Below are 13312 nucleotides of genomic sequence, written 5' to 3'. Positions count from 1 at the left end.
GATATTTAGCACATCGCCTGCCATTACTTATACAAAATGTTAGCGGTTTGTTGTTTTAATTCTATTTTATATCATCTATGATTTGTCGTACACTGTCCAGGTTATCACCAATATTTTTTAAGGATTCATTCAGTTTTGTCATTGGATCCCATCTAAGAGCATATATTGAATCAAGATTAGAACTAAAACCATTAAAATCGTTAATGCTGTATTCTTTTTTATAGTAGAATTCCGATTTCAAATTTTTCAAGTTACCGATTGCCTTATCAAGTTTTTTTATGTCATTCTTATTATCTTCAATTTCTTTTAACTCTAATATTAATGAAATTAGATTTCTATCTTTAAATTCAGGATAGTAGTAATTGTTTTTTTCAGGAGCATCAATTACCCTTTTACATGGATTAAATGGCATTTTAGAAGCACTATCACCTTTTATCTTATTTTCTTTCTCATACATAATCCATTCGATTGTCCAATTAAAAGTGTTATCAAGTCTTAAATAGATTTCATTATCTAATTTATTTACACGTTGTTTTTTTTGGTATTCTTGTTCAATTAGGATTTTTTCTTTTTCAAGGTTTTCTTGTGATTTATTATATAAGAAGGTAATAAATGTCAATACGCAACTAGACATAAACCAAATGAAAAAAGGCTTATTAAGAAATGATAAGCGATTATTTTTTGTTTTTGAAGATAAGTTTTGTCGTATTTCATTTCGCAAGATTTCTTCTTCTTTTATTTTATCTATTTCGATTTGAGATAAATGTTTCATATTATGCATGTTGTTGATTTCACAATAACCGCTAACGGTCACCTGTAAGTTGTCGTTGCGGATTTCGGAGAGCGTTCATGTCCGACAGGACTGAACTGCGATGCGAGAATCCAGCGTACGACACACCACGAACCCCGCAATGCAATTTACAGTTTGTTAGGGCACGTTTTTTATTCATTTTTATTCATCGTGAAAGTTAGACTCGTTTTTAATCCAATATTTTCAGTTTCTATGTCTTTATACATTTCATGTTCGTAAAAGTATATGTGCAAAGGGTCTTCTTCATTTGTCCTGTTTATAAATTTATCACGGAGTTTAATGATATTCCAAATCATACTTGAGGCTATTAGAGTATATTCAAAGTCTCTTTTAGCATTAAATTTTTTGGTAACTATTTTGATGCCTTGCTTTGTTTCAAGGATAAATTGTTGAGCATTTTTGAAATCCAAATTCAGTATTTGTTTTTCATTGTCTGCACTTGATACTTTAAGAAAAGATGAATGTGGAAAAACCCTTAGAGCATGTTTTAATGAATTATATTCACTTTTATCTGCCAGGTCTTTTGCAAAGATTGATAATAGCTCTTTGATTGGTTCTAAACTATTTTCTATTTCTTCCAGACAATTTTCACAATCAGAATTATCACGGTTGACCTGATAATAGAAAATGTATTGTAGTAGAGTCGTGGTGTTTTTTCCAAAATGAATTTCTTGGTTGAGTTCCTCTATAATATTAGGTGTCTTCTTAGCCAACCCATCTATTTTAGGTTTATTAAATTTGTCGTTAGATTTTGAAATAATCAATGGAAGATTTTTGTCATCGATAATACCATCTCTTGGATATAGACCAAAAATCAATTCAAAAAGAGTATCAATACAATGCAAATAGGTTATTCTAATATGTGATTTGATAATTTGGATTATTTCATTTTTATTGTTACTTCTGCTTTCGTCGTCAAATTCGTTAACCCAGTAATCAATGTTTTCTAATGCATTATTATTAATAATTTGCTGATACTTGAAAAAGTTGGTTTGATAGTATTTAAAAAATTCTTGTATTCCAAACATAACGAATCATTGATGTTACAACCTAAATGGCCAGAATATATATAAAAGAGAACCCGCAATTATCAAAATAAGTAACAAGTGTTTTGCTGGGATTCGAGTCTTTTTAATAATTATATCTCTTAGTTTTTCTATTCTCAAAAATCTAACTATCTGTTCTTCTATAATTACATTTGAAATTGCTCGAAAATTATAATGATTGTCAATAATTATTTTTTCAGCTTTTTCTTGTCCAAATAATTCAACCATTTCTTTATAAGTTGATTCTGGTATTTTTTCTTTATCAATCATTATTATGAAGTCATTTCAAAATGTGCCCTAACGGTCACTTGTAAGTTGTCGTTGCGGATTTCGGAGCTCGTTCCTGTCCGCGAGGACGGAACGATGTTGCGAGAATCCAGCGAACGACACACCACGAACCCCGCAATGCAATTTACAATTTGTTAGCGGGTCGTTATTCTAAATTTTTCCATGCATCATTGATTGAATAAGCATCGTCTCTGAGCATTTTATTATGTGCATTAAGAGCAATTTGTTTATTAATTTCAAGTTTCTCAAAAGTAGCCTTTACTTGAGGGAAAAGATTAATATAATCAGCTACGAAAACGCTCATTAGAGAAAAACAATATTTCAAAATTGTTGTAGTCAACTGCTTAAATTCTTCATTCTCTTTGCTAAACATTGATTCGAATTGAAAGACTGCTACTTCTGAAGGATGGGCGTAAAGTGAAAAATAGGTGTATATATTTTCAAATAAATCTTTGTTTAGCCCCATTACATCACTCATGTCTTGCCAAGAAAGAAAAATGACTTCCGTTCCGTCAAATCTAATTTTGAAATCCTTTTGTTTTAGCTTGTCATCAATTTTTTTCTGATTTTTTGCATCAAGAGATTTATATAATGCAGTGTTTTTTATTTCTGTTTCAAGTTGGTCAATTTGCTTTTGTTCATCTGCAACTTTCTTGATATTCTCAGGCGTAGTCGCAGCAGATTGAAAGCGTTGTCTGTATTTTAATCCTGAACTGACCCATAAATCATATATAATGGTTTTCTCGTCTTCGCTTTTTGTATTTCTGTAAATAAGATTGAAAACAGAAACGGTTTCATATATATTTCTTGTCAATGATGCAGCTATTGTTGGGTCTACAATTTTGTTTAAACGGTCTCCATTTTTTGCTGTGTAACCAACTCCCTCTGCAATCTTTTTTAAATGTGTCAGTTTGGTAAACATCATCTGGTTTAACATTTTAGCATCTTTGTTTGCATAGGTGTAAACTTTGTCCTCATGATGAACCTGAATAACATTCCACAAATGTTCCAAGAAGATGTCAAATAAATCCAGACAATCTTCAATTGTCGCAAGTTTGTTTAATCTCATGTATTCAGCTCTTAACATTTCTTTTTCCATTCTTTTATTTTTTTGAATTCTTATCAATCTTATGATGAAGTAAATTGCTATCGCAATGCCGAGTATTATTATTGGAATCTTCATTTCTGGTTTTTTATTATGCCCGCTAACGTATGTGTATGTTGCAATGCAACATACATATTATTAGCGCGCACCGCCGCAACACGCTGATATTGTTCTCTTTCGAATCGGAAAATAAGCAATTTCCGGTATTTATATTTGCAAGAGATTGATTCAATGTATTCGGCAATTTTGGTTTTTAGTTGTTTAAAAGTAAAAAAAATAATGTAAAACAATGGTTGTTTCACAACAGCAGTATCAGCCGGTTTTGGGTCAACGTTACCATAACATTCGCTCACCTATTGCCTGGGGAAGCAATGTTACCATAACATTCGTCCGGTTATTGATGGGTGGAGCAACGTTACCATAACATTTGTTCGGCAAGAGCCGGGTGGAGCAACGTTACCATAACATTCGTTCAGTAAGCGTTTGGTTGAGCAATGTTACCGTAACATTGCTTAACCGAATCAAAAGCGGAGTATTGTTATCATGACGATTTTTGAAAATGGATTGGATTGCCTGGCGGTGGACGGGAGGGCCGAAACGGCTGCGTCCTCCTTTTTTAAAAGGAGGTGTCCCGATTTCATAGGGACGGAGGATTAGATTTTTACTGATTTAGTTTACTTTACCCTTTTGTCTGTCGACATTTTCCCTTATTAAGGGAAAAAAGCTCTGATGAAAATCCTGAATGCCTCAAACTTCAGGCTCCCCTTTTTAGGGGAGCTCCCGACAGGGTGAGGGGTAGAGTATCAAAAGAAAATACTCACTTTAACTACATATTGAGACCCAAAACAATACCCATACTCTACGAACATATTAAACAAACAACCCGAAATTTAAGATGGAATGCAACACCTGCAGAAAAGAAATTATGGAGATACTTACGCAGAAAACAATTGAAAGGAAGAAAGTTTTTGCGTCAACACGCAATCATCTATGAATCGATTAATGATGAGCATTTCTTTTATGTACCGGACTTTTACTGTTTTAAAGAAAATATGGCAATTGAATTAGATGGTGAAATACACAAGTATCGAAAAAAGCGAGATGAACTGCGTGATGTGATACTAAAGAATATGGGAATAAAGATATTGCGCTTTAAAAATGAAGATTTAGAGGACATAGAATCTATTTTACAAAAGATTGCGCATGAATTTAAGGATTGATCGCTTTACCCTTTTGTCTGTCGACATTTTCCCTTATTAAGGGAAAACTGCTCTGATGTAAGGATAGAATTGAGTTTGTAACCGGCTCCCCTTCTAAGGGGAGCTCCCGATAGGGTGAGGGATAGAGTATTGCCCGGAACAGTACAAAACACCACAAAAAAAGGAAGCAAACCCGAAATCGAGTGCTTCCTTTCTGACTTATATAATGTCGCGGTTAGGCTATTTTTTCGCTGCCTTTTGCATGGGGTTTTCACCGGCTCCGGGGAAGCGGCCACCACCAAATCTCGATTTATACAACTCGAAACGGGTTGGCTGTTTTTTCTCCGGCCAGTAGTTGTTGTCAAGATCAGTGTCGGCAGTTTCGTGGTACGGATCGAGTGTAATCTGCGTCACTTCTTTGTTAAACATGAACACTTTCGAAATTTCTTCGTTGTTTTTTCTCCAGATTTCAGCCGGAATATACTGAACGTCTTCGGTTCCGTCGGTGAATTCGAATTTTAAGATTACCGGCATAACTAGTCCGCCAATATTTTTAAAATCGATTTGGTAGAAATTCAGGTCGGCACCAAGCAATTCTTTTTCTTCGTCGCTCAGGCTTTTCAGAAACTTGTCGTATTCTTCCTTATCTTCTTTAGTAACTTTATACTGGTCGTAAGTCGTGTAGAAATCTTCTGCTTCCGGATTTTTTACACGGTAAGTTTCGTCGGCAAATTCAACATTACGCATTTTTGTAATGGCTACACCGGCTTCTTCGTCAGCTGCTTTCTTTAATGGTTTTTCTACCTCAGGATCTTTTGTGTTGGCCTGGTACCATTTTACGTTTTCCATCGAAATATCGCAATGGTCGGTAGTAAAGAACCAGCCACGCCAGAACCAATCCAAATCAACTCCCGATGCATCTTCCATCGTGCGGAAGAAATCGGCAGGGGTAGGGTGTTTAAACATCCAGCGCTGGGCATACTCCTTAAACGCATAGTCGAACAATTCGCGGCCCATCACGGTTTCGCGCAAAATATTCAGTGCAGTACTTGGTTTTGCGTAGGCATTGCTACCCAGGCTCCAAACCGACTCGGAGTTGGTCATTACCGGCGAAATGAACTTTTTGTCGCCTCTCATGTAAGGAACAATGTTGGTCGGGTATCCGCGCGACGATGGGTAGTTTGGTTCCCATTCCTGCTCGGTTAAGAACTGTACAAATGTATTTAAACCTTCGTCCATCCAGGTCCACTGGCGTTCGTCGGAGTTTACAATCATCGGGAAGAAGTTATGACCCACTTCGTGAATAATTACACCGATCATACCATATTTTGTGCGTTTGCTGTAAGTACCGTCGCTTTCCGGCCGACCACCGTTAAAGCAAATCATCGGGTATTCCATCCCAATACGGTCGGTGTGTACCGAAATCGCAATCGGGTAAGGATAATCGAAGGTGAATTTCGAATATGTTTTTACAGTGTGAGCAACAACACGTGTTGAGTACTGTTCCCACAGCGGATTACCTTCTTTTGGGTAATACGACATGGCCATAACCGTACGGTCGCCAAATTTAACAGCCATAGCATCCCAGATAAATTTACGTGAGCTGGCAAAAGCAAAGTCGCGTACATTTTCGGCTTTAAATACCCATGTTTTTTCTTCTTTTACTTTTCCTTTTTCAGCTTTCTCGGCATCTTCCTGTGTTACAATAAATACAGGATCTTCAGTATCGGCTTTAGCTTTCTCGAAACGATCGATCTGCTCTTTTGTTAAAACTTCTTTGGTATTCTGAAGAACACCTGTTGCACCAACAACATGGTCGGCAGGAACAGTAAGTTTTACTTCGAAATCGCCAAACGGAAGGGTGAATTCACCGGTTCCGAGGAATTGTTTGTGTTGCCAGCCTTCCACTTCGTTATAAACGGCCATACGTGGGTAAAACTGTGCAATGGTATAAATGTAGTTGTCTTCGTCTTTAAAATATTCGTAACCCGAACGGCCACCATCCGTTAGGCGGTCGTTAATGTTGTACCACCATTTTACTTTAAAGGTGAACGATTCGCCCGGCTTTAAAACCTTTGGCAAATCAACACGCATCATTGTTTTATTAATGGTTGCAGGTAAATCCTTGCCGTTTGCATCTTGTACATAATCCAGTTTAAAACCACCATCAAAATCGTACATCATTCGTTTCAACTGACCAAAAGAAACGCGATCGTTTAATCCCGATGTCATGGTTTTGTAAGTGTCAGAATCTTTAGCCCGCATGTTCTGGTCGAGCTGCAGCCATAAATATTTCAGCACATCAGGCGACTGGTTGTGGTAAGTAATTACTTCCTCACCGTAAATCCGCTGGGTTTCATCATCCAGCCTGATGTCCATTTTATAATCGGCTTTTTGCTGCCAGTACTCATGACCCGGTGCTCCGGATGCAGTACGGTAAACATTTGGCGTGGCCAATTCTGGTTTTAACTGCCTGAACTTATTCAGGTTAATGTTTTCCTGTGCCCATGAAACTGCACAAGTTGATACAAAAAAGGTAATAAAAAGTGCTAATTTTTTCATTATGATTTGAAATGTCTAATATTGATGCCAAAATGATAGGGAAGCAAAAGTAACAATACTTTTAACTTATTGTAATTTTAACCATTAAAATAATGGTTTGTTTACAAAAGATTGCAATTGGCATCAAATCGTAACATCTCAAATTTTAAAACAGAGCAGGACCTTTGTCGATCATAAGAATCACCGAAATCCCGAATGCCATTCCCGATACAAAAATGCGCCAGAAATCGTTTCGTATCTTAAACAGTTGAACCGTAATAAATAAGAGTGAAAAATAAATGGCAAGAATAAGAATCTGCCCCAACTCGAGCCCAACGTTAAAAGCCAGCAGTGGCGTTAAAATATTCGATTCGCGACCCAGTAATTGTTTCAGGTAATTTGAAAATCCCAAACCATGAATCAGCCCGAAAAACAAAGTGAGCACATACACCACCCGGTTACTTTTTGCTTTAAAAGGTAAAATATTTGCAATTGCGGTAATACAAATTGTTGCGGGTATCAGAAACTCGATCAGGTCGGACGAAACCGATAAAATCTTTAAGGTTGAAAGGGCCAGAGTTATCGAATGTCCAATGGTAAAGGCGGTTATAAGAATCAGTACTTTTTTAAACTGATTTAAATTGTATCCCGCGCATAATACCAATACAAAAACAATGTGATCGAAACCGTGAATGTCAATAATGTGTTTGAACCCTAATTTAAGGTACATCTCGAATAAACTCATAAATTTTTTACTTTTGCCCCATAATTTGAAGGGCATGAAAATAGATAAAAAATTAATTATTCCGATTCTGTTTCTTTTTTTAGGGGTATTTTCTTCGCAGGCACATCCTTTTTATGTGAGTCTTTGCCAGGTTGACTATAACGAACAAAATCATTCGCTGGAAATTGCTGTTAAAATATTTGCCGACGATTTGCTGGTGGTATTAGCCGACGAAGGCCATGATAAATTGTACCTGGGAGAGGAAAAGGAGAATGCACACACTGATGAATATATTTTTGCTTACCTGCAGGAAAAACTGCGGTTTAAGGTGAACAGTCAGGCTGTTCAAACCAATTTTGTGGGCAAAGAAATGGAAAAAGATGTGGTTTGGATCTATCTAGAGGTGGAAGACGTTGCGGAACTAAATACGATGGACGTAAGTTGTAATCTTCTTACCGATGCTTTTAGCGACCAAAGCAACATTGTGCAGGTAACAAAAAACGGGGAGATAAAGAATTTGTTACTGAGTAAAAGAACAACCCAGGGCACATTGAATTTTGCTGACTAGTGAACACTGACGGCAGTTCGATGTTCAATTAGTTAAGATTGAAATTATTCGTTTATTTTACAACCTATTAACCGGTAACAATGAATCCGTTAGCAATTATTGGAGCCTTTGTAATAACCCTCTCACTGCTTGCTTATGGTATCGGTAGCATTTCACTTGTACGTTTTAGAATTATTGGAAGAATAGTACTCCTTTTTTTAACATTGGGCGTATTGCTCGACCTGATTGCCATAACGTTAATGACGCTGGGATCGAAGGGAAGTCCGTTTACTTTGCACGGACTTTTGGGAGCTATTGCTTTTATAGTGATGCTGGTAAATGCGGTTTGGTGCTGGAATGTGTTGCTGGGAAAAGGGATTGACACCAAAGCACATAAGAACCATATTTTATATACAAAAGGAGCTTACCTGTTTTGGGTAATTGCATACTTTACAGGAAGTTTAATAGTAATTTGGAGATAATATGTCGAACGACTGGAAAGAAAGGTTAGGAGTGGTTTTTTCTACCAATCCTGATTTTAACTACGAAAACGAAGAAGAGGAAAAAGAGGATACTTTGCCTGCCAATCAACAGGATCTGAGAGTTTTGCTGGATAAAAAGAAACGCAAAGGAAAAGCGGTTACGCTGGTAACCGGATTTGTTGGTGCTGAAGACGATCTGAAAGAATTGGGTAAAAAACTCAAATCGAAATGTGGGGTAGGTGGCACGGTAAAAGACGGTGAAATCCTTATACAAGGCGATTTTTGTGCGCGTGTTATCGAAATCTTAAAAGCCGATGGCTACAAAGTAAAACGATCGGGCGGTTAGTCAATTCATATAAAGAAGCGGCAATTAACTTCCGGAAACTTTACCCTCACTCTTATCTCTCCCTTCTTTGAAGGGAAAGACGATCAGCCTCCACAAGGAAATACGATTTTAATAAATTGATGCCTTTGATGTGAATAACCACTGGCCAATCGTCCCTGCCTACCGGAGGTAGGCTTCCATGCTTGCAGGGAAGGATAAGAGGAAGGGTATTTTAGTTGAAAAGAAAAGCCCTGTTCTTGTTTTGCCAGGAACGGGGCTTTTTTATTGAATTTCATTGTTATCATTTTACCTTAAATCCATCCGGGCGTTTCCAGCGCACCGGAGCAGCAGGTTCCGGTTTTAAATCAAACTCATTTCCTTTTAGTTTCTCCAATGCCACTTCCACGGCTTTTTCCAGCTGCGGATCGCGTCCCTGAAGAATAAGTTTTGGTTCCTGTATTACTTCAACGTCAGGGGGGATGCCTTCTCCTTCCACGGCCCATTCTCCATCCACATCAAAGAAACCACCGCGTGGAGCTACAATACGTCCGCCATCAATAAGTGGTGGTGTATCCCAGGTGCCAACCAAACCACCCCAGGTTCTTGTTCCGATAAGCGGTCCCAAATCTTTTTCTTTAAACATGTATGGAAGCAAATCGCCACCCGAGCCGGCGCGTTCGTTAATGATCATCACTTTTGGTCCCCAAATACCAGCCATTGGTGTTGTCCACGGACGGTTATCGTTCGCCTTACTGTTGAAGTAACCCAATAAAGTACGGCTCATTACATCGATCATGTAATCGGCAGCCGAACCTCCACCGTTATTTCGTTCGTCGAGTATCACCCCTTTTTTATCCTGTTGCGCAAAATAATAGCGGTTAAACGAAGCAAAACCACCGCCTCCGGTATTCGGCAGGTAAACATAGGCGAGTTTGCCTCCTGAAAGTTCGTCTACTTTTCTTCGGTTGCCTTCAATCCAATCAATCGAACGAAGGTTTCTTTCGCTTGAAACCGGCTCAATAGTAATTTCTGTTGCGTCTTCTAACAGCGTTGTCGAACCCACTTTGAGTATGGTTTGGCGACCTGAAGTTTGCTCGAACAGGCTATACGGATTTGTTGGTGCTTTTAATTCAATGCCATTTACGGCCAGCAGGTAATCACCTTCTTTAACTGCGATTCCGGGAGCAGCCAAAGGTGCTTTAAACGATGGGTTCCAGCTTTCGCCGTTGTAGATCTTTGCAATTTTGTAGTAGCCGTTCTCTTCGACAATGTCGCAGCCAAGCAACCCGATTGGTACCCTGTCGATATCGGGCATATCGCCACCGCGAACATACGAGTGACCAATCGCTACTTCACCGCTGATCATGTCAATTATATAGTTCATATCAGTTCGGTGACGGGCATGTTTTACCATTGGCGAATACCATTCGTAAATTTTATTCCAGGGGGCACCATGCACATTATTTACATAAAGAAAGTCGCGCATAAAGCGCCACGAATCATCAAATAGCTGCTCGTATTCTTCCGATGGTACGATTTTGATTTTCATATTCGTTTTCAGGTTGCCGTCGCCGTTTTTCGGTTTGCTGCCGGTTCCTGCAATTGCCCACGAATTACCTTTTCGGTAAAGCATGTTCTTTCCGTCGGCAGAAGTTACAATGTTGCTGACTCCGGTCAAAAATTCTTCGGCCTTATCTTCTTTTGCTTCGTATTTGTGAATGGTTGCTCCACTTTGATTCGGCACCGACTCGGCAACAAAAACCGTTTTCTCCGAGCCTTTAACCAGTGCCATATAATTTCTTGCGGGCATATTTAATGCAACAATCCGTTCAGAGATTCCATCCATGTCTATTGTTACACTAACATCATCGTCCTTTTTGTCCTTTTCTTTTTCGTCTGATTTTTCTTCATCGCCGTTTTCTTCGATATCCTTTTTAACCTCCTCGTCGTCGCTTGTTGGCAGAATAGGAGAGGCATCGTCTTTTGAAAGTACAATGCAGTATAAACTTCTGGTGACGTCCGGATCGTAAGAACTCATGTCTAACCAACCGGTTGCCAAACCATAATTTGTACTGGCCAGAATGTACATGTATTTTCCACCTGCATCCCAGGCGGGAGTTAATACATCAGCCATCCCATCGGTTAACTGAAAGGTTTGTCCGCTTTCGACATTGTACACAAAAATGGCCTTAAAACTACTGTTTAGCTGGCGTGCATAGGCAATCCATTTACTGTCGGGCGACCACACCGGTTGCATTTCGCGGTCAGGGTGGGCAAACAGATCGGTTCCAACCTTCGTTATTTTTCCTGATTCCAGTTCAATTACCCAAATGTTATAATCGGTATCGGTATAAGTAATTCGTTTGCCATCGGGCGACCATTCGGGGCGGAAATAGAAAGTAGGATTTTCAAGGGCGTATGTTTTTTTATCTTGTCCAAACTGATCGGCAACCACCAGTTTATATTCTTTGCTTTCGTCGTTAAACCATGCAATTTTATCGCCTTCGGGCGACCAAGCTGGGTAGCGGTCGGCAATTCCTGAGGTGTTGGTAATGTTTCGCCAGGTTCCCTTTTCTTTTGGAACAGTAAAAATTTCACCACGGTATTCAAACACTGCGCGTTTACCGTTGGGAGAAATATTGGCATTGCTAAGATTTCTGGCCGTAACTGATTCCCAGCGTTCGCGTGCAAAATTCATGTCGCCGGCAACATTTATAACCAATTTTTTGTCTTCACCGGTTTCAGGATTCAAGAAGTGCAGGTATCCACCGCATTCGTATACAATTCCATCTTTGCAGGCATCAAGGCTTTTGATATCAAATTGTGCCTGTTTTGTATGTTGTTGTTCTTTTTTTGTTTTCGGATCGAATGACCAGATGTTGCTGGCATAGTCGCGTTCTGACAAGTAAAACACTTTGTTGTTGTACCACACCGGGTCAAGATGACGTTCTTTTGTAGGTTGCGGCGTGCGGATCAATTCCTTGGTACTCATATTTACAATCCATACGGGCATTGCCTGGCCACCGCGATAGTTGCGCCATTCCGGATCCCAGAAAGTAATCGGAATGTAAGCAATTTGTTTGCCGTCGGGAGAAATTTCACCAAAAGCAGCACGAGGAATATCAAGCGCTTTGGGCAATCCTCCTTCGGTTGATACGGTAAAAAACTTGCTGGTTTGTGTAGGTCGGGCTTCCCTTCCTGAACGGAACATTACTTTGCCATCGGATGTCCAGCCTTGAACGATATCGGCGTCGGGATGCCAGGTAAGTCGTTTAGGTGATCCGCCTTTGGCCGGAATAACATAAACATCGGTGTTTCCATCGTATTCGGCAGAAAATGCGATCCATTTTTCATCGTTCGAGAAATGTGGATTTGATTCTTCGCCTTCGTTAGTTGTTAATCGAATGGCATCGCCTCCGCTTCGGTCAACTTTCCAGAGGTCGTTGGCATAAACGAAAACAATACTTTCTGATGAAATTGTTGGCTGACGAAGTAATTGCGTACCCTGTGCTTTGGCAAAGGACGTAACAATAAACATCAGCATAAATAGTGAAGTAATAAATTTCATAGACTTATTATTTGAATGTTAATGTGATTCATGTCGTTTGATGTGAAAGTCATTAAAAAGGTATATTGTTCAATGGCTTTAGGTATTTGACTATAATTATATGATATGATTACAATTTGAAGGTATAAATTTTAAATCACACTTAAAATCGTGTGGAAAGAAAGTTGGCGTTCAGTAAATTAATAGGAGAAAGCGGAGGTGATAGTTGCGTAGGGAGCAAAAAAAAGGCCTCCTAATGGAGACCTTTTGACTATTGCGATGCAATTTTTAGAATCTTTTTTCTTTGATACGGGCTTTTTTACCTGTTAAGCTGCGTAAGTAGAAAATACGTTTACGACGTACACTACCTCTTTTGTTTACTTCGATACTATCGATAAAAGGAGAGCTAATTGGGAAAATTCTTTCAACACCAATGTTTCCTGACATTTTACGGATAGTGAAAGTTTTTGTATTACCACTTCCACGAAGTTGGATAACAACACCACGGAATTTCTGAATCCTTTCTTTGTTACCCTCTTTAATTTTATAGCTAACAGTGATAGTATCACCGGCACCGAATTTTGGGTGATTTACTTCAACCTCAAATTCTTTTTCTACTAATTTAACTAAGTCCATTTTCTTAATTTTTAATAAGTTGGCAATGTATCCTAATGTTTTTTAGGACAGAGATTGCATT

Annotated in this window: 13 protein-coding genes; 5 read left to right on the top strand and 8 right to left on the bottom strand. The window is 38.7% G+C overall.

The window, feature by feature from the left end:
• Positions 1 to 61 precede the first annotated feature (61 nt).
• From SLH46_RS11755 to SLH46_RS11740, 4 genes are all read right to left on the bottom strand, one after another.
• The gene (locus SLH46_RS11755; protein ID WP_320281381.1) at positions 62 to 772 is read right to left on the bottom strand and encodes a hypothetical protein; all 711 of its coding nucleotides are present in this window, start codon (positions 770 to 772) and stop codon (positions 62 to 64) included.
• Positions 773 to 942: 170 nt separating this feature from the next.
• Positions 943 to 1839, bottom strand: coding sequence for a hypothetical protein (locus SLH46_RS11750; RefSeq protein WP_320281380.1), 897 nt, complete (start codon positions 1837 to 1839; stop codon positions 943 to 945).
• 15 nt (positions 1840 to 1854) lie between these two features.
• Positions 1855 to 2127, bottom strand: a complete 273-nt coding sequence (locus SLH46_RS11745; RefSeq protein ID WP_320281379.1) for a hypothetical protein — start codon at positions 2125 to 2127, stop codon at positions 1855 to 1857.
• Positions 2128 to 2290: 163 nt separating this feature from the next.
• The gene (locus SLH46_RS11740) at positions 2291 to 3244 is read right to left on the bottom strand and encodes a DUF5677 domain-containing protein (protein ID WP_320281378.1); all 954 of its coding nucleotides are present in this window, start codon (positions 3242 to 3244) and stop codon (positions 2291 to 2293) included.
• 295 nt (positions 3245 to 3539) lie between these two features.
• Here SLH46_RS11740 and SLH46_RS11735 point away from each other — a divergent pair, with 295 nt between their 5' ends.
• Positions 3540 to 3674, top strand: coding sequence for a hypothetical protein (locus SLH46_RS11735; RefSeq protein WP_320281377.1), 135 nt, complete (start codon positions 3540 to 3542; stop codon positions 3672 to 3674).
• 364 nt (positions 3675 to 4038) lie between these two features.
• Positions 4039 to 4470: an endonuclease domain-containing protein gene (locus SLH46_RS11730; protein WP_320281376.1), complete on the top strand. Its 432-nt coding sequence runs from the start codon at positions 4039 to 4041 to the stop codon at positions 4468 to 4470.
• A 219-nt stretch (positions 4471 to 4689) separates the two neighbouring features.
• Here the strand turns inward: SLH46_RS11730 and SLH46_RS11725 are convergent, their stop codons facing one another.
• Entirely contained in the window at positions 4690 to 7011 is a 2322-nt protein-coding gene (locus SLH46_RS11725; protein ID WP_320281375.1) for a M1 family metallopeptidase, read from the bottom strand.
• A gap of 145 nt (positions 7012 to 7156) precedes the next feature.
• Positions 7157 to 7735, bottom strand: a complete 579-nt coding sequence (locus SLH46_RS11720; protein WP_320281374.1) for a HupE/UreJ family protein — start codon at positions 7733 to 7735, stop codon at positions 7157 to 7159.
• A gap of 34 nt (positions 7736 to 7769) precedes the next feature.
• Here SLH46_RS11720 and SLH46_RS11715 point away from each other — a divergent pair, with 34 nt between their 5' ends.
• The 3 genes from SLH46_RS11715 (at position 7770) to SLH46_RS11705 (ending at position 9089) form a co-directional block, all read left to right on the top strand.
• Positions 7770 to 8282, top strand: coding sequence for a DUF6702 family protein (locus tag SLH46_RS11715; protein WP_320281373.1), 513 nt, complete (start codon positions 7770 to 7772; stop codon positions 8280 to 8282).
• An 80-nt stretch (positions 8283 to 8362) separates the two neighbouring features.
• Positions 8363 to 8743, top strand: coding sequence for a hypothetical protein (locus SLH46_RS11710; protein WP_320281372.1), 381 nt, complete (start codon positions 8363 to 8365; stop codon positions 8741 to 8743).
• 1 nt (position 8744) lies between these two features.
• Positions 8745 to 9089, top strand: a complete 345-nt coding sequence (locus SLH46_RS11705) for a translation initiation factor (protein ID WP_320281371.1) — start codon at positions 8745 to 8747, stop codon at positions 9087 to 9089.
• A 280-nt stretch (positions 9090 to 9369) separates the two neighbouring features.
• Here the strand turns inward: SLH46_RS11705 and SLH46_RS11700 are convergent, their stop codons facing one another.
• On the bottom strand, positions 9370 to 12636 hold the full coding sequence (locus SLH46_RS11700) for a S41 family peptidase (protein WP_320281370.1): 3267 nt from the start codon (positions 12634 to 12636) through the stop codon (positions 9370 to 9372).
• Between the two features lie 267 nt (positions 12637 to 12903).
• On the bottom strand, positions 12904 to 13251 hold the full coding sequence (gene rplS / locus SLH46_RS11695) for a 50S ribosomal protein L19 (protein WP_320281369.1): 348 nt from the start codon (positions 13249 to 13251) through the stop codon (positions 12904 to 12906).
• Positions 13252 to 13312 lie beyond the last annotated feature (61 nt).

The organism is Draconibacterium sp. IB214405 (genome assembly GCF_033963885.1).
Taxonomy (GTDB): domain Bacteria; phylum Bacteroidota; class Bacteroidia; order Bacteroidales; family Prolixibacteraceae; genus Draconibacterium.
This window is presented reverse-complemented; position numbering and strand designations above follow the sequence as displayed.

What these genes read in the sequence shown, in the direction of transcription:
- SLH46_RS11715 (WP_320281373.1), top strand. Translation starts at nt 7,770, where the DNA reads ATGAAAATAGATAAAAAATTAATTATTCCGATTCTGTTTCTTTTTTTA.
- SLH46_RS11735 (WP_320281377.1), top strand. Translation starts at nt 3,540, where the DNA reads ATGGTTGTTTCACAACAGCAGTATCAGCCGGTTTTGGGTCAACGTTAC.
- SLH46_RS11710 (WP_320281372.1), top strand. Translation starts at nt 8,363, where the DNA reads ATGAATCCGTTAGCAATTATTGGAGCCTTTGTAATAACCCTCTCACTG.
- SLH46_RS11725 (WP_320281375.1), bottom strand. Translation starts at nt 7,011, where the DNA reads ATGAAAAAATTAGCACTTTTTATTACCTTTTTTGTATCAACTTGTGCA.
- SLH46_RS11750 (WP_320281380.1), bottom strand. Translation starts at nt 1,839, where the DNA reads ATGTTTGGAATACAAGAATTTTTTAAATACTATCAAACCAACTTTTTC.
- SLH46_RS11755 (WP_320281381.1), bottom strand. Translation starts at nt 772, where the DNA reads ATGAAACATTTATCTCAAATCGAAATAGATAAAATAAAAGAAGAAGAA.
- SLH46_RS11705 (WP_320281371.1), top strand. Translation starts at nt 8,745, where the DNA reads ATGTCGAACGACTGGAAAGAAAGGTTAGGAGTGGTTTTTTCTACCAAT.
- SLH46_RS11745 (WP_320281379.1), bottom strand. Translation starts at nt 2,127, where the DNA reads ATGATTGATAAAGAAAAAATACCAGAATCAACTTATAAAGAAATGGTT.
- rplS (WP_320281369.1), bottom strand. Translation starts at nt 13,251, where the DNA reads ATGGACTTAGTTAAATTAGTAGAAAAAGAATTTGAGGTTGAAGTAAAT.
- SLH46_RS11740 (WP_320281378.1), bottom strand. Translation starts at nt 3,244, where the DNA reads ATGGAAAAAGAAATGTTAAGAGCTGAATACATGAGATTAAACAAACTT.
- SLH46_RS11700 (WP_320281370.1), bottom strand. Translation starts at nt 12,636, where the DNA reads ATGAAATTTATTACTTCACTATTTATGCTGATGTTTATTGTTACGTCC.
- SLH46_RS11720 (WP_320281374.1), bottom strand. Translation starts at nt 7,735, where the DNA reads ATGAGTTTATTCGAGATGTACCTTAAATTAGGGTTCAAACACATTATT.